Source organism: Pseudobdellovibrio sp. HCB154 (genome assembly GCF_046267985.1).
GTDB lineage: Bacteria > Bdellovibrionota > Bdellovibrionia > Bdellovibrionales > Bdellovibrionaceae > Pseudobdellovibrio.
Genome location: NZ_CP176530.1, coordinates 708,603 through 725,914, shown reverse-complemented (window position 1 = coordinate 725,914; position 17,312 = coordinate 708,603). Strand labels below are relative to the sequence as shown.

Below are 17,312 nucleotides of genomic sequence, written 5' to 3'. Positions count from 1 at the left end.
AGGTATACATATGCCATACGAAATTTATAAAATGCTTCACTTAACAGGAATATTTTTACTGACCTCGGGTTTAGTAGGAATGTTAGTTCTAGCATGGACCGGACACCAAATCGCCGGCAAAGTGAAGACCTTCGCTTTTGTTACTCACGGTGTAGGTATGTTATTCATGTTAGTGAGCGGTTTCGGCTTACTCGCGCGCATGGGCTTCATGCACGATCAAGGTTTACCATTCTGGATTTACGTAAAACTAACAATCTGGTTAATCATGGGCGGAATCATCGCTTTAGTTAAAAGAAAAGGCGCCATCGGTTGGCCGCTTTATTTCTTGATGATGGCGATCTTTATTGTTGCTGCTTACTTTGGTGTTTATAAGCCTTCTTAGGCTTTGGGCGCTCTTTGTTTGATCAGCCTCTGGCTGACCTTATTCTAAAGGGCCGACTTTTTGTCGGCCTCGCCTTCGACGAAGTTTATCTTATAGGATTATCACTAATAAAAAAGGCAGAGTTTCTTCTCTGCCTTTTTTATTTCTAAATATTTTTAGTCTTGTGCTTTTAGTTTGGTAGGTTTGGTAGTTTGATGATTTTCCACCATTGCTCTTCGAATTGGCGCAGACTTAGTGATTGTGGGTCATAGATCCAGGTGTCGATGCTTTTATTCATGCGGAATTTAATTGATAACTGGGCCGAGTTATTACGGATTTCGGTATCACTTTTTACTTTGCAACGGTTTGATACATTTCCTGTAATCTGAACATCTAATGTTGTTTCGCTATCTTTAATTTTGTCCCAGTGAAGATTGTGAAAAATAGAACCTTTTGGAGTTTTTGTATTTAACTTAATATCAGGTAAAGGTAATAACGGAATTGGGATTTTAAAAGCCACGCACTCAATCTCAGCTTTATACTGACGGCTGATATCAATAATATCATTACCTACATATAATAGAACGTCAGGAAATGCTCCCGAAGCATCTTGATTTAATACCGTCATAGAAATATCTGATCTCCATGGTACTAACGGTGTAGAGATCAAATTCGATTGTAATAATAAAGAAACACGCACACCAATCAAATCTAACTCTTCATGAGAGTAATTTCCGTAATGGTGACCAAACTCATGCACCAAGACAGCCACAGCCTCAGGAATACTCATCGCCTCGTAACTGCCGTTTTGATTCTTATTATATAATAGATCAACGTTAATCATGATCGCGCTGCCCGGTAAACTTCCTGTTTTAGCCACACGAACATTTCCATCAATAATAAATCTTCCCGGATTAGCTCTTTCAGAAGAAAAAGATAATTGCGTTGAATTTTTATCCGATGGCAATCCGTCATAAATTTTTTGTAAGATGAATTGCTGTGTTGGATTTAACTTACAAGTGTCAGACACCAAGCAAAGCTTGATGTAGCTTTCTAATTTTTCGTAAGCGTAGATCACATTTTTTTCGGCTAAGCCTCCACCGTTATTTACGCGGTCACCACCGGCAAATACAGATTGAGTTGCAAGCACTACGAAAAGAACTAAAAGCTTAGTTAAAGTCGTTTTCATTTTTTATCTCCCTTGGTCGATTGAAGTTTCGTTAGCGGAAACATTTGAAAAGAAACCGTATAAACTTCAGAGACTGGCCCCTCTTCTAACATCGCTTCAATTTTATTTCGAGTCTTAATCATTAATTCAGTCGCTCGTGGCAAATTTTCAGGGTTAATAGCTAGCGTCGTAGAGACAAATTGGCGCCGCGTAACTGGTTCATCATGCAGACATTTTTCGGCTAACCAAAGATTTTCAGCATGATATTTACGAATCGCCATCGACGGAATATTATTCGTCGTTACAATCGGTTTAGACGTTCTCACCAGTTTACTTTCTTGTTTTTTAACAAGTTTTAGCCTGAGTAAACGCTCTAGCGTCACCGACGCTTCTTCGGTCGTTGTTCCTAAACGTTTCGCAATCCAGCTCGGCTTTCCCGCCTGATTCGAGGGTATTTTGGCCAAATTTAAAATAGCTAGGTGCTTCCAGTCACCGATTAGACGGAATGTGTCTTCATCAACCAGAGTGTGCTCATCGACTTCTAAATCTTTTTGATAGTTCTGTTTGTACTCAAGCCATACTTGCTCAAGCTCCATAGGAGACAACATCAGCTTAACAGATACTTTTTCTAAATTCGTTTTAGACAGACTGCGCTTGTCAGCTAATACATCTGATAATGTCGTCACGCCGATACCTAAATCGCGAGCGAAAGCTCGTAACGAATAGGCCGAATTTCGCGTCTGGCGCTTTGCTAACTCCAGCATAAGAAAGTTCTTAATTGTCATTTTCATAACTAGAGTTATAGACCTAGCGTGTAAAAAACGCAAGCTAATCGGGACATACTGTCCCGACTTAAAAGATCGGAACAGTAAGGCACTTACCCCCTCTAGACGGCAAAGAAAAAAGTAATTATCTCTAGTTTCAACAAAAACAAACACTAAACCTTAAGGAGGTTTTTTATGAAACAAGTATTAGTAGCAATGGCAATGGTTTTCGGATTAGGTCTTACATCTCAAGCAAAAGCAGATATCCCTGCATGGGCATGTAACATGACTTTCAAAGGTCAAGCATCAGGCCTTAAAGTTATCGTGGGCAAATACCACTTAGCTGCAAAAGGTGACTTACGTTGCGTTAGCGCATCTGGTGTAACTGAATCTTACCCAATCACTTTAAAAGCGAAGTCTCACTTCATCGGACCACAAGTTGCTTTAGGTAAAGTAGCATTCGTTGGCGCAGCAGCTAACATCGCTTTATTCACAAACAACCCTCAGGACTTATTAGGTAACTACTTATTAGCTCATGGCCAAGCTTCTGTTATCCGTGGCGTAGGTGTTTTAGCTGCGCTTCACACTGATATCCCAGCTATCACAGTAAACTTATCATTACAGTTTACAAAAGGTTTCGGCGTTAACTTAGGTTTCGAAAAACTTAAAATTGAATTAGATCAAGACCGTATGTAATTAATGGTTTTTACATACCGTGACTGAGTACAGGGCCGCCCCTCGCGGCCCTTTTTATTTTAGAACGTTGAATAACAATTTGATTTGTACATTGATTGGTTGTCGTCTTGAACGAAGTACTGACAGATCCACTCAGAGTAAATTAATTCAACACGCGTTAATGGCACCACAATCGCATCTTCGCCCACATTTTTAACATAGTGAGTAGGCGCAACATAAACACCCAATAAGCCTGCATGATCACATAACTGCGCCACACCTTCATGACGGTGGGCTGCTAAAGTGTTAATCGCCTTATTGTAGCGCTCTTTAGTCTGATATTGAGCACAGAAATTAGCTGATGCTACTGACGCCGCCAAAAGCACAGCTGCAAACATAAATTTTTTCATAGGAAAAACCTCTTTCAAATTTTTCAGGAAGTCTAAATTTGAAAAAGGCTTTTCGACAATAAAATCACTCGCAAAATCTGAAATGAAAACACATTAAAAACGAATTGAAAACAAGTTGAAATAAAAAAGGCAGAGTTTTTAACCCTGCCTTTTTTCTAACTGAATGTAATTTTCGATTATTGTTCAGTTGCCGCGGCCACTTTCGGTGTGCGCTTTGAACCCTGATACATTTCATATTTTAAAAAACGACATTCGATATTGCCGTTCATTAAATAATGCTTACGTGTAGATTTTAATTTCATCTCACCTAATAAGTCTTTGCTGCCCGATAAAATCCAAGCATCCCAACCCTGAAAGCGATTCTTTAATGTAAAACCTAAATCGCGGTACACGTCTTTTAAGTTATCTTCATCACCGATACGAGCCCCGTACGGAGGATTACAGATGATTGTACCTTTAACTTCGGCTTTCTCTTCACCAGCTACTGGTGGTGTTGCAATGGCGATTGATGTTGGTTTAAATTCGATAAATTTAGAAACACCTGCATTACGGGCGTTATCTTTAGCAAACTGAAGAACTTTTTTATCATGGTCGTAACCATACAATTTAAAATCGATAGATTCTTTTTCTTGCGCTTCAGCTTCGTTGATCACCTTTAACCATGTGTCTTCATTGTAATCAGCAAGGTTCATAAAACCAAAATGCTCACGATGAATACCTGGAGCCATATTAGCTGCCATCATCGCCGCTTCGATTAAGATTGTACCAGAACCACAGAATACGTCTAACAAAGGTGATTTACGATCCCACTCGGTTAAGCCTAATAGGCCCGCTGCTAAGTTTTCTTTTAACGGAGCTTCACCAGTCATCGTGCGGTAACCGCGCATGAATAACGAGTTACCAGACGTATCTAAAGCCATGTGGTATTTATTTTTGTAACCTTTAATGTGAATACGCATTGAAGGGTTATCTTTAGCTACATCTGGACGTTTACCGAATTTATCGCGGAACTGGTCAACGATAGCATCTTTAGTTTTCATCGCTAAAAAGCGTTGGTCTGGAATCGAACAGTCTTTAACAACGGCATCGATTGTTAAAGTTTGATCCGGAGAAATATATTTCGTGAAATCATGCTTACGAACGTGATTGTAGATATCATCACCGTTGTAAGCGTTAAAATCTAATAATGGTTTTAAGATGCGGCTTGCATAGCGAGAATGAAGATTCGCTTTGTAACAGCCTTCCCAGTTTGATTCGAATAAAACACCACCGATAGTTTTATCGCCGGTTTTTAATCCCATATCTTTTAATTCTTGTTCTACTAGATCGACCATACCGATTGGGCATGAAGCAAAAAAACGTGCCATTTGTACTTGTACTTTAGAGCTTACGACGCTGGAACAGCTTAGCGCCTTAGACCCAAGGATTTCCTTTTATCCTTCACGAACTTCAACTTCCCTCGTGTGAGCATTGCGCCCCCAACATGTTAAAGCCCTTACTAAAAATTAAAGGCGCTAAAATTAGCGCCTTTGTTCCTACACGGATATATATCGTTTTACCGACTAAGTCTCCGTGTATTTCGGACCGCCCCCGCCTTCGGGAACTGTCCAATCAATATTCTTTGTAGGACATTTAATATCACAAGTCTTACAGTGAATACAGTTCGTATAATTAATTTGTAAATCGTACTTACCGGCCTCAACAGTCGACGGTAACATCTCATATACGCTAGCTGGGCAGAATTGTACGCAAGGCGACTTATATTTCGGCTCACAAACATTACGGCAGATGCTGGCATCCCCTAAAATTAAGTGATTTGGAGAGTCCTCATCATGGCTTGTACCTGTTAAGTAAACGCTTCCTAATTTATCAAACATTAACACGCCGTCAGTCTTTGGTAGCTTGTTTTCAGGCGTTGTCGTTAAGGCGTCATCTGTACCCCAGACTTCTTTTACCGAAGCTGTTGTTTCAGCGTCCTCATGACATTTCATATTATCCACTAAACCACGACCACCCGTAATCTCTTGTAAAGCGATTAACGGTAACGATTTCACAAAACCCATTGATAAAGTTTGGTGAAAGTTTCTTACGCGGTATAATTCAGATTTAATGTATGAAGCATGAACTTTATCTTCGTAAGCTTTTAAAACTTCATGTGATGAGTCTTGTTTTTGAATCGCTACGAAAGCCGCTTCAGCAGCTGCCATACCCGATTTCATAGCTAAGTGAATACCTTTAAGTTTTTGCACGTCGACCATAGAAGCCGAGTCACCACACACCATCCAGCCATCACCGTAAAGTTTCGGCATCGAGAACCAGCCACCGGCAGGAAGTGTCTTACCACCGTAAGCCACAACTTTTCCGCCTTTAATCATATTCGCAATAAACGGATGCGTTTTTAATTTTTGCAATTCTTTGTGTGGATCAAGTAACGGGTCATTCGTATCTAAGTACGCCACCAATCCTAAGATGATTTTATCCCCAGGGATTGTGTAGATGAACGTACCACCGATAGATTTTTTAAGCGGATAACCCATCGTGTGAATAACTTGCCCAGCTTCAACAGTGCCTGCAGGCATTTGAATAACTTCTTTAACGCCTTCTTCGAACACTTCTGGATTTTTACCAGCGCGAAGATCTAATTTTTTAGAAACTTGTTTAAATAAACTTCCACGAGTTCCTTCAGCAAAGATCGTTGTTTTTGCTTTTAAGATTAAACCCGGCTCAAAGTTAGCTTTAGGGTTGCCTTCTTTATCACGGCCTTTATCGCCTGTGCGAACACCAACGATACGGTCACCTTCATATAAGGCTTCAACAGCTGCGAACCCTGGAAAGATATTAATACCCTTAGATTCGCATTGCTGAGCTAACCAACGGTTAAATTTAGAAAGTGAAACAATGTAGTTACCCGTATTGTGAAACGGAGGCGGAACGATTGGTAATTTAAATGCTGATGAATCACCTAAGTAATAAACGGCATCTTTTTTCACTTCTGAATCTAACGGACAACCAAGCTCTATGTAATTTGGAATTAATTCTTTAAGCGCTGTTGGCTTTAAGACCGCGCCTGAAAAACTGTGCGCGCCAACTTCAGTGGCTTTTTCAAGAACAACAATCATTTGTTCAGGAATTGGCTCAGCATTGATTTTGCCTTCAGCGATAGCTTGATTATGTTTTTCGATATCAGATGCAATTTTGTAAGCACAAGATAATCCGGCTGCACCACCACCAACGATAAGTACATCGACTTCCATTGTGTCGCGAGTTACGCCTTCTGGTAAATGATCATGAACCATCACTAAAACCCCTCTTCAGATTCTTGAGATTTTTTCTTTTTTGAATCTGACGTTTGCATGTCAGCTAAAACTTTTAACTCTTCTTCATCTAAAGCGCCTTTGTATTTTTTCTCGCGATAGATTTCTAATAATTGCATATCTGAATCAGCTGCTTGTGCCGCTTGATGAATTGTCATCACCAAACCAAAGACAAACAAAGATAAACAAACAAGTAGAACCACGCGCATTAAAGGCTTTTTCTTCGAGATAGAAGTCGATTTTTTCATGTCTTGAATTTTATAGAGTTCTAAATGAAAAGGAAATAATAAAATTATTTAAGACGTCTGTGATCACTCATAGGGATCTGACGACGCACCGAACGCACAAGATCTAAACTTATTTCTATGTCTAAACAGCCCACACCTTCAGCTTTACATTCGACAACTGTGCCCCAAGGGTCCACAGCCATTGTATGCCCATAAGTAAAGCGTGAAGCGGTTTTACCAGCCTGTGTGGTTTTATGCTCACCCACTTGGCCCGCAGCCAGAACATAGGCTTGGGATTCAATCGCACGTGCTCGCAAAAGCGTTTCCCAGTGCGCCTGCCCGGTTTTCACCAAGAAAGCCGCAGGAACTAAAATCACATCCACCTTGTTACGGGCTAATTGCTGATATAACTCTGAAAATCTAAGATCATAACAAATCGAAGAACCAAAGCGAATGCCCTCGATCTCAAACCCCGTCACTTCATCTCCATGAGTGAAAAAGTCTGATTCACGAATAGGTTTTTGACCTTCAAGTTGAATATCAAAAAGATGAATTTTTTTATAAATAATTTTAGGAGCTTCATTCGGGCTTAATAAAACCGAAGCATTCCAAACTTTACCTTTATCTTCCATCGGAGTCGTAAAATGCAGATCAACACTTTGTTCATTACACAAAGTTTGTAGACGCTGAATTTCTGGTGAATCAAATTTTAACGCCTGAAGCGGCTCGCCCTCGATCACACGAAAATATAAACTATTTTCAGGCATAATAAACAAACGGGTACGCTTTCCCACTGTTTGCCTTGCCAGATGTTGTTCAATCAAAGTTAAAATTTGCTCTAAGTTTTTAGAGATATTGTCAGACGAAGTTAACTGTAACAGAGTAATTTTCATATTAATTAATTTCAATAACGTTAGCTAGAACGGCTTCGTGGCATTTAAAACCGCCACCCTCGACATTCTTTTTAACATTATTAAGAACAGATTCACAACTCGAATAGAAAGTCGCAGAGCTTACAACTTGCGAATAACCTTCTTTAGAGTAGACAGTTTTGCACTTACCGTCATTCGACGAGAAGACACGAATCCAACGAACTTCGCGCTGGCGTTCGCAAACAACGAACATGTTATCTTTATCTGCGGCTAAAAGCTCAACAGAAGCCATCCATAAGCTGAAAAATAATAGTAAATGACGCATATGGATCATTTTCGATTTAAATTTTTAATTGGTCACTATAGAGAAGGGTCCGGCTGGACAATTACCGAATCTTGGTCAGATCAAGTCTGGGAAGGAGCTTCCCAGACTGTCGGTATTCTTTTGGAAAACGAAGCTAATTACTTAGCTTTTGCTGAAGCTTTTTTAGTCGCTTTTTTCTCAGTTTTAGCGGCTTTAGCTTTTGCTTCTACTAATTTCACGTTTGAGAAATCGATGAAACCTTCTTTTTTAAGAAGACCGTCTTTTTTATCATAGTGAGTTTGTACTTTAACGCCTTCAACTTTGATTTTCATAGCTGTAGGGCTAACTTCTAATACAGTGCCTTTTTTGCCTTTATCAGCACCTGCGATAACTTGTACTTTGTCGCCTTTTTTGATTTTTAATTTTAACATATATAGTCCTATATTATTTCTATTAACTGCTTCGCAGGTTAAGCTTTTTTAGCTTTGTTCATTTTACGACGGATACGAGCTTTAACGTCTAAAGCGCGTTGAGATAGAACAGAGTCATCTTGATTTAAGATGTACTTGTCGAAACCACCTGTGTGTTCCATATCTCTAATAGTGCTAGTTGCCATATAAAGGCGCACCATCTGGTTTAAAGTCTTGCTAAATATGCGTTTTCTTTGCACATTTGGCATAGCCGTCGATTTAGTCTTGATATTCGAGTGGCTCACTAAATTTTTAACTACTGGCGATTTGCCTGATAATTCACAACGGCTCATTTATAACTCCTAATTTATTCTTATCGAGTACAAAAAAGTACTTCCAAAACCGAGCTTTCTGGTATATTCAGTTATTCTTCAATTGGCAAGAGGTTTAAATGGAAAAAGAAAATAACGGAAAAGAAAACCGTAAAACAGTTCGCAACAAATACCGCTCAGAATACACTGGCGACCACGTTTTTGACTATAAAGATCCAGCTTCTTTAAGCCGCTTTATCGCTGACGCTGGTAAAATCACTCCAGCTCGTATTTCTAAATTATCACTTTCTCAACAAAAGAAAGTAGCTGGAGCGATTAAAAAGGCACGTACTTTAGGCTTATTACCTAATGGTACAGACGCTTACGATACAAGTTCACGTCCAGAACTTATCAGCGCAGTTCCTTTTGAGTACTAATCTGATATATTAATAAGACGTTACAACCTTGTTGTTGTGATCCCTTACGGCGCCTAAAAAGCGCCGTTTTTTATTTCGCCTTACGGGCATCTAAGATATTCGTCACAAAATACGCTAAGATCATTGCTACGAATAAGATATTTGAGAAGCTGTGAAGCTGACGGCCTGTCATTATTCCGAAGATAGAAATTTCTTCTAAATTTTTATCCCAGTTAAATACACGATATAAAAAAATCGGCATCGCCGAGAGTAAGAAAAATAATCCACTCGCAGCCACTCTTGTTAATCTCGAAGAGGCTTGAGCCGTATTTTTTCTTTCGCGGTAAACATTAAACAATGGAATCGCCAAGAATCCCGCTCCCGCAACCAATCCTGCGATCTTTCTATCCTGAATAAATTTAAATATAAAAATTACACAGGGAATCCATAGCAACAGCACTATAAATTCTAAGGTAAAAACCTTTGAAAGAGTGTTTAACCATCCTATTTTTTGGAACTTTTCCGAAATCATGGAGTCCTCCTAAGCTGAACTCAAATATATCGTAAATCTGCCAGTTTAAAGTTGTCACCTCGTCTTGCAATAAACCTAAGTAACAAGGAGCAATCACATGTTTAATTTATTATCGGCAAATACACAGTTAATGAGCTTACAATTAGGATTACGCGAATTCGGCCTACATCCAGTTGAATGGCGTATCATCAAAAAAACAAAATCACGCTTCATTATTCAAAGCACGACTGAAGATAATCTTTATTTCGTTGGCGAAGTTAAAAACAACAATTCTAAGCAATGGCGTTACATCCAACTGGCAGGTTTATAATGTTTATTGGTAAAGATCACAACGAAGCGAAAAAAGACTCCGTTCGTACACGTCACTCTCCTTCAGAGTACCTGTGGGGTTGGATACTGACTGCAAGGCCCGAGGACGAGGGATTTCTGCTCTCTTCTCTAAAGGCAGATTTTCAGGCCAGCGATCTGGAAACTCACGATACACAGACGCGCGAAAACTTTTATACTCTTCAAGGCTCGTCAACTGCACTAAGCCGTTTTTAGAGCGGCAAAAGCCGTAGACGTCACCTTCTGTCAGCGTACCTAAACGCTGACCAATGCCTTCAGGAGGTTTATCTCCCCAGGCAACAAGAGCCATAACTTTTACTCCGGTGGCTAATACCTGAGTTAAATTTTCGTATTCGAGTTTTAATTTCGGATAACATTTCGGCGAAACAACGCGCGTGGCATCAGCTACCCGCTTAAGGGCTTTAAAGTAATCTTCACAACTTCCTTGGTTGTTTCCCTCTTTACACTGCTCAAGGGCATAAAACAGCGTCGCAAACTGCCTACCCTTTTTAGTTTTATACGCCGTAATAATTCCTCGTGCCTCGCGGGCAAAATTGGTGATTTCAACTTCACAACCATCTGACAACGGGTTTTGTGAAACAATAAACGCCAGTGCTCCAGCTAACACAAGAAACACTAATAAAGACCGTGGCATTTTCGCTATCGCTTCGTCTAACTTCGACATACTTTTATATTGTGACTAAACTTTTATTTGCGGTAAAGCCCAGATGTTGGTTAAGCTTTAATTAAATAGAAGAAGGGCGTTATGAGTCAGCTAAAAAGTATAAATGCAGATGTGATTGAAAATCTCAAAGCACTTGGAGGCATGGATTTATTAGCCGAGCTTCATAGCGTCTATATCAGAACATCCGAAGACTTAATTAAAGAAATTCACGCCGCTATCGCAGGCAACGATTCACGTACCTTACAAGAGAAAGCTCATAGTTTAAAATCAAGCTCTGGCAATATGGGTGCTCTACAGCTTTCACAAATTTGTTTGCAACTAGAAAAAATGGGCGAAGCACAAAAGATCACGGAAGCTAAAGCTTTAGTGCCGTCGCTCGATAACGAATTCAAAACAGTTAGCCTTGAGTTAGCTGAAATCGTTAAAACAAAATAGTTTTTTCAAACAAACTTCTGAACGTTTTTTATTTCTGATAATAAATTAAGATTCATTTTTTGCTGCAGGACCATCGATCAGTTTTCACTGATAAATGACCTGCTAGGGTTTTATTCACTGCGATCGTTCCTTATTCTCGCAGGACTATGCAAAAAAGAAATAAAACAAAAAAAAATCTAGTCGTTTCTTTATTATTACTTATAACTTTGTCGTCTTTCTCTTGCAAAGAAGACTCAACAGCAACACCTGGATCTAACAACCAGACATCTAATTCAACTCCTGAAGAAGAACCAACAACACCGACAACTTCGGGCACCCCCACAGTTTCACAGACTCCAACTCCAACTCCAACTCCAACTCCAACTCCAACTCCGACACCTACACCGACTCCAGTGCCTACACCAACACCCACTCCAACTCCAGAACCGGTCACACAAATGTACGGCGTAACTGTGGATTCGGTGGCAAATATCAACGATGTGGTTAATTCATTAAAAACCCTTTCAAAAAAGCCAACTACACGTATCGTGTTTGATGAAGGCATGGCGGCTTCTTATTACGCAAGCGCAGCGCAAAAAATTCACGACGTCAGTTATGTGATGGGAGAACTTTTAGATTCTTTCTACGTAAAGAGTGTAACTCCAGCGCAGTACTTAGCCCGCACGCAAGAGTATTATAATGCCCTTAACTCTTATGTTGATATTTGGGAAATCGGAAACGAAATCAACGGTGAATGGCTGGGTAACACAACAGATGTCGTACAAAAAATGACTAGCGCTTATGATTTTATCAAATCAAAAGGAAAAACCACGGCGTTAACATTATATTACAATGAAGATTGCTGGATGTATCCAAGTGAAGAGATGTTTACTTGGGCTAATAAAAACGTGCCTGCGCGAATGAAGTCTGGCTTAGATTACGTTTTAGTCAGTTACTATGAAGATGATTGCAACGGCTTACGTCCAAACTGGGAAAATGTTTTTGCAAAGCTTGCGCAAATGTTTCCTAATTCAAAAATCGGGTTTGGTGAAATCGGAACTACTAAATCACAAGCCGCTAAAACAGATATGATCGAACGGTATTACGGTATGAGTATTAATCAAGATCGTTTTATCGGTGGTTATTTCTGGTGGTACTTTGTTCAGGACATGGTTCCTTCGACAAAACCAATGTGGCAAGTGCTTAATAACAATCTTAAAACGGGAGCTGATCAAGACTCCGGGCAAGATCAGGATCAAAATTTTAGAATGAATTAAAATCTCATTCAGTTACCTCGTAACTGAAATTGCACCCCGTAGAATCGTTGTCTTTATTTTAAGACAACGATTCTTTTTTAATTACATTTTTAAAACTTCGCGCTTACGTAAGTGAAACTTTTCCTGATTCGCTAAAATATGTAAACGCACATCATGCATCGACATGGTTTTTTCCGCATCAGCTTCTGAGATGTTGGTTGAACTCACGTTATGTCCATCCACGACATATACCGCATTAGTGCCGATCACTTTAATCACACCGTCTTTCACAACAATCGCTGTATCTTCATCAATACCGATTCCCATAATTCCTGGATTTAAAGCCACAGCTCCCAACAATCTGCCAATTCGCCCACGCTGGGCAAAATGTTGATCAATAATAATATCTTCAATAAACCCAAGCCCCGGTGACATCATCCAGTTTCCGACTTTGTGTGATTCCATATTATCGCCACCAACTAACATAGTTTTCCCCATGATAGCTGCACCAGCAGAGGTTCCCGCAATTACCCCGCCTGATTTATAGATCTTCATCACTTCGTCCATCACGGGTGTTCCGCCGATTTTAGTTGTGATTTTTAATTGATCGCCACCTGTAAAAAAAACTGAGTGAGCATTTTTAAACTTGGCAATGTTATCAGGCTCTGAAGCCTCGTGATGTTGTCCAATATTAAAATGTTCTAAATTCTTTAGTCCTAAAGAGTGAAATATTTTTTTATACTCCTGCCAGACTTCATCGGCGACCTGACTGGCCAAAGTCGCAATGACTAATTTTGCACGCCCTGTTTTTTCGGCAATCTCTTTTAAGATAGCCATTTCTTTTTCTTTGTCTTCGCGGCCACCAATAATGATTAACGTTCCTTTGTTTAAACGTTTAGTTGTTCGAGTATTCGACTTAGCGCTTGCAGCACTTTTAGAAGTACTTTTAACAGGGCTTTTTTTAGTTAAGGGTTTCCGAACGGTAGCCATACCAATCACTCTTTCTTCTCATTGTAAAAGGTTGATCAACAAACTGAAATCTTTCGTCTTTCATAAAAAATTTTCCGTTTGCAATAACATCACAAATTTCTAAATCTTTTTTATCGACAGTGACTAGGTCCGCATCGCAGCCGACAAAGATAGTTCCTTTAGTATTTAACTTTAGGGCCTTTGCAGGAACAGTTGTGATATGCGGAAGCAACTGTTCAAATTTACATTCACTATTGATGCAGCACTTTTGAATTTCACGCCACAGCTCTGTGGGAGTTGCCACACCGGCATCGGTTGAAAACGAAAGTTGTTCTGGCAATCCGCCCTCGTCAAGATAGAACTTATACCAAGTGTGCAGATCATTCTCATGAATATCAAAATCAAGAAAACTTCCTTTTTTGGCAAATTCAATTCCTTCGACCACTAAGGCGCGTGACCGATCCATATGGGTAAAATAAAGTGAATCATAGTGAATGGAATGTCGTTCAAACATTTCACGAGCTGTTTGCAGTTTTCGTTCAGCCGGTCCTACATGTACGCGCGTAACACCTGCTTTTCGCGTTAATGTTCCGGCTACGTAAGAATCAACCACCACACGCGCTAATTGATCGGGCGTAGGTTCAACAGCTCTGTGATCAGCGATAGCTACCTCTCCAGCGCCAATAATTTCTTCGACATATAAAATATCTGTCGAAAGATTCTGTGTTAATGTTTTGGATGGAAGCTCGTATCCTCCCGAATAAGCATAGGCACTTAAACCCGCTTCTCGAAAAGCTCTTACCGAAGCAAAAAGATTACTCATCGTTTTTGTATACGTATCTACACCGATGCAACCCACAATACTTGTAATACCGCCACGAATACATTCTTCAATCGCAACACGCGGAGGCTGTGAAAGAAAACCAGCTTCACCGCTTCCGCCAGCCATATGGGCTTGCGAATCGATAAAACCCGGAACTATATACCTCTCTTTACAATCTAGAATTTCTACTTCCAAATGAGAGTGCAACAAGCTGCTTTCAGAGATTTTTCCGGTCTTTAAAATTTTTCCGCCGCCGACTAACACATCGCAAGCTTGAAACTGATTATTAATAAACGCTGATCCATTTTTAAAAAGAATGAGCATTGGTTCGCTTCTCCGGTTGAGCTGTTATTGTTGGTTTATAATAACTGCCAAGAATATCTTCGCTTCTGGTATAAACATCGGGAATAAAATCTACGGGTTGTGGATCATAATCCAGAATGGTCGGAAGAATTTCAGCAAGGGTATCATAAAAAATAACTAAAATTTCGCCTGCTTTAAGCTGGTCTATCACTTTGTAAACCGAAGCTGGCGTCTGCGAAATAATTGAGGCTTGGCTATAAGCCCCTGATTCAGCCAAAGCCTCCAAACAAAGCTGTGGCACCTCTAAATACTGGCGTCCTCTAAGGTCTAAATCATCACGAAAATAAATTTCTTCGCAAAAATTTGAAACATGAATAGCGCATTTTTTAATAAGCTCATCTGGCCGATCACCCGGAAGACTCATGATCACTTTTTTTCGGTAACCTTTTAATTCATTCAAATAATTCCCTACTGAATGAAAGGCCTCTGCATTATGGCCATAATCTAAAATCACATAGCTATCGCGCACTTTGTAAACGTTAAAGCGTCCAAGATTTTCTTCCGTCGATTTAAACCCTTTAAGTCCATCTCTTAGCTGCTCCATCGAAATTTTTGACGAAATACAGGCAGCTGCAGCCGCCAGAACATTAGCTACATTAAATAGTGCTTTTCCGCCAAGAGTTACGGGAATTTCTTTTAACCTCAGAATATGTTGCGTGCGCAATCCATCGTAATAAACAAGCCAATCATTTTCGATACAGCAACCACGTCCACCTTTTTCAATGTGCGAAATAAAATGAGCGTTGTTTTTTTCCATAGCGAATAAAAAGATATTCAGCATTTGTTCAACAACCCGAGGGCGCTCTCTGATCGCTAACACTCTTTCATCGTCGGCATTTAAAACAAGTGTTCCTCCGATTCTTACTCGTTCTGCGGTCAAAGATTTAATCCAAACTAAGTCATCCATATCTTCGATGCCATCTTGGCCAATATGATCTTCACTGATATTAGTCACGACAGCGACATCAGACCAATCATAGCCCAACCCACTTCGTAAAATTCCGCCACGGGCAACTTCTAAAACAGCAAATTCAACTGAAGGATCAGCTAGCACAGCCTGTGCTGATCTTGGCCCAGTGGTGTCACCTTTATAAATTTTTTCTTTTCCGATCCAGATACCGTCAGTTGTTGTGAGTCCTACGTTTTTACGGTTAAGTGAAATAATTTTGTGAATTAAGCGAACTGTTGTCGTCTTACCATTTGTTCCCGTCACGGTAACGATAGGGATACGCCCAGTTTCAGGAGACGGCATAACTTTTTCTAGAATCATTTCTGCAACTGGACGGCCTTTTCCTTCCGAAGGGGCAATATGCATGCGAATGCCTGGTCCTGCATTAACTTCAATAATTTTTGCACCCGCACTTGCGGGTAACGTGATATCTTTGTGAATCAAATCTATACCGCAGATATCAAGACCAACAATTCGCGCAGCTCTTTCACACAAGGCCACAACTTCGGGATGCACCATATCCGTCACATCACTGGCCGTGCCTCCGCTTGAAAGGTTCGCATTTTCGCGAAGTTTTACGACACGGCCTTTTTCAATCACATCACTCAATGAAATATTTAATTTTTTTAAATGATTTTCAATAATATGATCCACTTCGATTTTTGATAAAATATTATCGTGTCCTGAACCACGTGCTGGATTGCTATTAAGAATATCAATTAATTGGCTTAATGTTTTTTCGCCGTCTCCAATAACTGAAGGTGGTTTTCTTTCGGCCGCAGCAATCAATTTACCATCTAAAACCAAAATTCGGTAATCACTGCCTGCACACATCTCTTCAACAATAACGGCTTCTGACATGCCCTGTGCAAAATGAAAAGCCTCTACCACTTCTTCCAGAGAATTTAAATTTAAACAAACACCACGGCCATGGTTTCCATCTAAAGGCTTCACGACATAAGGCGGAGTTAAATCATGCAAGTTAGCTACAATTTCTTCTTCTTTAGTCGCTATAAATCCTAATGGCACCGGCAAAAAATTTTGCTCTAGAATTTTTTTGGTTAAATCCTTATCTTGGGCTAAGTCTGCCGAAATCAAATTGGTTTTTTCAGTGACTGCAGTTTGAAGTCTTTTGCTTTTACAGCCATAACCAATTTGTAACAATGAACCATCGCCGATAAAGCGATAAGGAATGTTTCTTGTACGAACAGCGTCGAGCAAAGCCGCTGAAGTTGTTCCTAGAGCTGTGCGACTTGTTTCATTACGAATGCGCTCAATATACTCGCTCAGTACAATTTCTTTTTTTTCTAATAAATTAAGCGCTATCTGAACAGCCGAACGAAGACACTCCTGCATTCCACATTCGTTTTTAAATCTCGTAATAACCTCATAGCTTCCACTGCGCCCAGCGTATCTTGTCTTTCCGTAAGTCACGCCAATACCGCTTAGAGTACTTAGCTCCAAAGCCATATGCTCAATGATGTGAGCCAGATATGTGCCACTTTGTAAACGTTGAACAAATCCCCCATCATAACCTTTAGAACATGTGTGCTCTGCCAAGCCAGGAAATACATTAACTAATTTTTGGGCAAAGTATGGCACTGAAGTGCTCGCCACTTCGCTCCATCTTTCAAGATCCAAAGTCATTACGATTGTTGGGCGCGAATGAAACACACTCGGCCCATAATTGGTTCTCATATGTTGAATCTTCAAAGGAATCCTCCCTGGATAATTACGGATACTTTTGTCCCAAAACACCCAC

At 40.0% G+C, this 17,312-nt stretch carries 21 protein-coding genes; 6 read left to right on the top strand and 15 right to left on the bottom strand.

The features are described from left to right. Nucleotides 1-10 precede the first annotated feature (10 nt). Nucleotides 11-382: a hypothetical protein gene (locus ACKWCF_RS03700; RefSeq protein ID WP_409479349.1), complete on the top strand. Its 372-nt coding sequence runs from the start codon at nucleotides 11-13 to the stop codon at nucleotides 380-382. Between the two features lie 169 nt (nucleotides 383-551). On the opposite strand, the gene ACKWCF_RS03695 is transcribed toward ACKWCF_RS03700, so the two are convergent. Further along, nucleotides 552-1,550 (bottom strand): hypothetical protein, encoded by a 999-nt coding sequence (locus ACKWCF_RS03695; protein ID WP_409479348.1) that lies wholly within the window; start codon nucleotides 1,548-1,550, stop codon nucleotides 552-554. After that, on the bottom strand, nucleotides 1,547-2,320 hold the full coding sequence (locus ACKWCF_RS03690) for a DUF4423 domain-containing protein (RefSeq protein ID WP_409479347.1): 774 nt from the start codon (nucleotides 2,318-2,320) through the stop codon (nucleotides 1,547-1,549). The genes ACKWCF_RS03695 and ACKWCF_RS03690 overlap by 4 nt, the downstream gene beginning before the upstream one ends. Before the next feature lie 168 nt (nucleotides 2,321-2,488). Here ACKWCF_RS03690 and ACKWCF_RS03685 point away from each other — a divergent pair, with 168 nt between their 5' ends. Beyond that, nucleotides 2,489-2,989, top strand: a complete 501-nt coding sequence (locus ACKWCF_RS03685) for a hypothetical protein (protein ID WP_409479346.1) — start codon at nucleotides 2,489-2,491, stop codon at nucleotides 2,987-2,989. A gap of 59 nt (nucleotides 2,990-3,048) precedes the next feature. Here the strand turns inward: ACKWCF_RS03685 and ACKWCF_RS03680 are convergent, their stop codons facing one another. The 8 genes from ACKWCF_RS03680 to rpmB form a co-directional block, all read right to left on the bottom strand. Continuing rightward, entirely contained in the window at nucleotides 3,049-3,378 is a 330-nt protein-coding gene (locus ACKWCF_RS03680) for a hypothetical protein (protein ID WP_409479345.1), read from the bottom strand. Between the two features lie 176 nt (nucleotides 3,379-3,554). Next, nucleotides 3,555-4,745, bottom strand: a complete 1,191-nt coding sequence (locus tag ACKWCF_RS03675; RefSeq protein WP_409479344.1) for a class I SAM-dependent RNA methyltransferase — start codon at nucleotides 4,743-4,745, stop codon at nucleotides 3,555-3,557. Between the two features lie 195 nt (nucleotides 4,746-4,940). Further along, nucleotides 4,941-6,674, bottom strand: coding sequence for a 4Fe-4S dicluster domain-containing protein (locus tag ACKWCF_RS03670; RefSeq protein ID WP_409479343.1), 1,734 nt, complete (start codon nucleotides 6,672-6,674; stop codon nucleotides 4,941-4,943). Between the two features lie 2 nt (nucleotides 6,675-6,676). Continuing rightward, complete coding sequence (locus tag ACKWCF_RS03665; protein WP_409479342.1) at nucleotides 6,677-6,940, bottom strand: hypothetical protein; 264 nt, start codon at nucleotides 6,938-6,940, stop codon at nucleotides 6,677-6,679. A 44-nt stretch (nucleotides 6,941-6,984) separates the two neighbouring features. Continuing rightward, nucleotides 6,985-7,812, bottom strand: coding sequence for a nitrilase-related carbon-nitrogen hydrolase (locus ACKWCF_RS03660; protein WP_409479341.1), 828 nt, complete (start codon nucleotides 7,810-7,812; stop codon nucleotides 6,985-6,987). Nucleotide 7,813: 1 nt separating this feature from the next. After that, entirely contained in the window at nucleotides 7,814-8,116 is a 303-nt protein-coding gene (locus ACKWCF_RS03655; RefSeq protein ID WP_409479340.1) for a hypothetical protein, read from the bottom strand. A 137-nt stretch (nucleotides 8,117-8,253) separates the two neighbouring features. Beyond that, complete coding sequence (rplX, locus tag ACKWCF_RS03650) at nucleotides 8,254-8,526, bottom strand: 50S ribosomal protein L24 (protein ID WP_409479339.1); 273 nt, start codon at nucleotides 8,524-8,526, stop codon at nucleotides 8,254-8,256. Between the two features lie 38 nt (nucleotides 8,527-8,564). Then, nucleotides 8,565-8,858, bottom strand: coding sequence for a 50S ribosomal protein L28 (gene rpmB, locus ACKWCF_RS03645; protein ID WP_409479338.1), 294 nt, complete (start codon nucleotides 8,856-8,858; stop codon nucleotides 8,565-8,567). A 98-nt stretch (nucleotides 8,859-8,956) separates the two neighbouring features. Here rpmB and rpsR point away from each other — a divergent pair, with 98 nt between their 5' ends. Continuing rightward, a complete protein-coding gene (gene rpsR / locus ACKWCF_RS03640) occupies nucleotides 8,957-9,253 on the top strand; it encodes a 30S ribosomal protein S18 (protein WP_409479337.1) in 297 nt (98 codons plus the stop codon). A gap of 70 nt (nucleotides 9,254-9,323) precedes the next feature. On the opposite strand, the gene ACKWCF_RS03635 is transcribed toward rpsR, so the two are convergent. Next, a complete protein-coding gene (locus ACKWCF_RS03635) occupies nucleotides 9,324-9,602 on the bottom strand; it encodes a hypothetical protein (RefSeq protein ID WP_409479336.1) in 279 nt (92 codons plus the stop codon). Nucleotides 9,603-9,861: 259 nt separating this feature from the next. On the opposite strand from ACKWCF_RS03635, the gene ACKWCF_RS03630 reads away from it, so the two are divergent. Continuing rightward, a complete protein-coding gene (locus ACKWCF_RS03630) occupies nucleotides 9,862-10,074 on the top strand; it encodes a hypothetical protein (protein WP_409479335.1) in 213 nt (70 codons plus the stop codon). A 3-nt stretch (nucleotides 10,075-10,077) separates the two neighbouring features. Here the strand turns inward: ACKWCF_RS03630 and ACKWCF_RS03625 are convergent, their stop codons facing one another. After that, entirely contained in the window at nucleotides 10,078-10,776 is a 699-nt protein-coding gene (locus tag ACKWCF_RS03625; RefSeq protein ID WP_409479334.1) for a hypothetical protein, read from the bottom strand. 81 nt (nucleotides 10,777-10,857) lie between these two features. Here ACKWCF_RS03625 and ACKWCF_RS03620 point away from each other — a divergent pair, with 81 nt between their 5' ends. Both ACKWCF_RS03620 and ACKWCF_RS03615 read left to right on the top strand, forming a co-directional pair. Beyond that, nucleotides 10,858-11,211, top strand: coding sequence for an Hpt domain-containing protein (locus tag ACKWCF_RS03620; RefSeq protein ID WP_409479333.1), 354 nt, complete (start codon nucleotides 10,858-10,860; stop codon nucleotides 11,209-11,211). Between the two features lie 146 nt (nucleotides 11,212-11,357). Further along, on the top strand, nucleotides 11,358-12,467 hold the full coding sequence (locus ACKWCF_RS03615) for a hypothetical protein (RefSeq protein WP_409479332.1): 1,110 nt from the start codon (nucleotides 11,358-11,360) through the stop codon (nucleotides 12,465-12,467). An 81-nt stretch (nucleotides 12,468-12,548) separates the two neighbouring features. On the opposite strand, the gene ACKWCF_RS03610 is transcribed toward ACKWCF_RS03615, so the two are convergent. The 3 genes from ACKWCF_RS03610 to cphA are packed head-to-tail and all read right to left on the bottom strand — an operon-like array spanning nucleotide 12,549 to nucleotide 17,308. Next, nucleotides 12,549-13,436, bottom strand: a complete 888-nt coding sequence (locus ACKWCF_RS03610; protein ID WP_409479331.1) for a cyanophycinase — start codon at nucleotides 13,434-13,436, stop codon at nucleotides 12,549-12,551. After that, nucleotides 13,408-14,562 carry an amidohydrolase family protein gene (locus tag ACKWCF_RS03605; protein ID WP_409479330.1) on the bottom strand — a complete coding sequence of 385 codons (1,155 nt, stop codon included), beginning with the start codon at nucleotides 14,560-14,562 and terminating at the stop codon, nucleotides 13,408-13,410. The genes ACKWCF_RS03610 and ACKWCF_RS03605 overlap by 29 nt, the downstream gene beginning before the upstream one ends. Next, the gene (cphA, locus tag ACKWCF_RS03600; protein ID WP_409479329.1) at nucleotides 14,546-17,308 is read right to left on the bottom strand and encodes a cyanophycin synthetase; all 2,763 of its coding nucleotides are present in this window, start codon (nucleotides 17,306-17,308) and stop codon (nucleotides 14,546-14,548) included. Before cphA ends, ACKWCF_RS03605 begins: the two co-directional genes overlap by 17 nt. Between the last annotated feature and the right edge of the window lie 4 nt (nucleotides 17,309-17,312).

What these genes read in the sequence shown, in the direction of transcription:
- ACKWCF_RS03700 (WP_409479349.1), top strand. Translation starts at nt 11, where the DNA reads ATGCCATACGAAATTTATAAAATGCTTCACTTAACAGGAATATTTTTA.
- ACKWCF_RS03695 (WP_409479348.1), bottom strand. Translation starts at nt 1,550, where the DNA reads ATGAAAACGACTTTAACTAAGCTTTTAGTTCTTTTCGTAGTGCTTGCA.
- ACKWCF_RS03690 (WP_409479347.1), bottom strand. Translation starts at nt 2,320, where the DNA reads ATGAAAATGACAATTAAGAACTTTCTTATGCTGGAGTTAGCAAAGCGC.
- ACKWCF_RS03685 (WP_409479346.1), top strand. Translation starts at nt 2,489, where the DNA reads ATGAAACAAGTATTAGTAGCAATGGCAATGGTTTTCGGATTAGGTCTT.
- ACKWCF_RS03680 (WP_409479345.1), bottom strand. Translation starts at nt 3,378, where the DNA reads ATGAAAAAATTTATGTTTGCAGCTGTGCTTTTGGCGGCGTCAGTAGCA.
- ACKWCF_RS03675 (WP_409479344.1), bottom strand. Translation starts at nt 4,745, where the DNA reads ATGGCACGTTTTTTTGCTTCATGCCCAATCGGTATGGTCGATCTAGTA.
- ACKWCF_RS03670 (WP_409479343.1), bottom strand. Translation starts at nt 6,674, where the DNA reads ATGGTTCATGATCATTTACCAGAAGGCGTAACTCGCGACACAATGGAA.
- ACKWCF_RS03665 (WP_409479342.1), bottom strand. Translation starts at nt 6,940, where the DNA reads ATGAAAAAATCGACTTCTATCTCGAAGAAAAAGCCTTTAATGCGCGTG.
- ACKWCF_RS03660 (WP_409479341.1), bottom strand. Translation starts at nt 7,812, where the DNA reads ATGAAAATTACTCTGTTACAGTTAACTTCGTCTGACAATATCTCTAAA.
- ACKWCF_RS03655 (WP_409479340.1), bottom strand. Translation starts at nt 8,116, where the DNA reads ATGCGTCATTTACTATTATTTTTCAGCTTATGGATGGCTTCTGTTGAG.
- rplX (WP_409479339.1), bottom strand. Translation starts at nt 8,526, where the DNA reads ATGTTAAAATTAAAAATCAAAAAAGGCGACAAAGTACAAGTTATCGCA.
- rpmB (WP_409479338.1), bottom strand. Translation starts at nt 8,858, where the DNA reads ATGAGCCGTTGTGAATTATCAGGCAAATCGCCAGTAGTTAAAAATTTA.
- rpsR (WP_409479337.1), top strand. Translation starts at nt 8,957, where the DNA reads ATGGAAAAAGAAAATAACGGAAAAGAAAACCGTAAAACAGTTCGCAAC.
- ACKWCF_RS03630 (WP_409479335.1), top strand. Translation starts at nt 9,862, where the DNA reads ATGTTTAATTTATTATCGGCAAATACACAGTTAATGAGCTTACAATTA.
- ACKWCF_RS03625 (WP_409479334.1), bottom strand. Translation starts at nt 10,776, where the DNA reads ATGTCGAAGTTAGACGAAGCGATAGCGAAAATGCCACGGTCTTTATTA.
- ACKWCF_RS03620 (WP_409479333.1), top strand. Translation starts at nt 10,858, where the DNA reads ATGAGTCAGCTAAAAAGTATAAATGCAGATGTGATTGAAAATCTCAAA.
- ACKWCF_RS03615 (WP_409479332.1), top strand. Translation starts at nt 11,358, where the DNA reads ATGCAAAAAAGAAATAAAACAAAAAAAAATCTAGTCGTTTCTTTATTA.
- ACKWCF_RS03610 (WP_409479331.1), bottom strand. Translation starts at nt 13,436, where the DNA reads ATGGCTACCGTTCGGAAACCCTTAACTAAAAAAAGCCCTGTTAAAAGT.
- ACKWCF_RS03605 (WP_409479330.1), bottom strand. Translation starts at nt 14,562, where the DNA reads ATGCTCATTCTTTTTAAAAATGGATCAGCGTTTATTAATAATCAGTTT.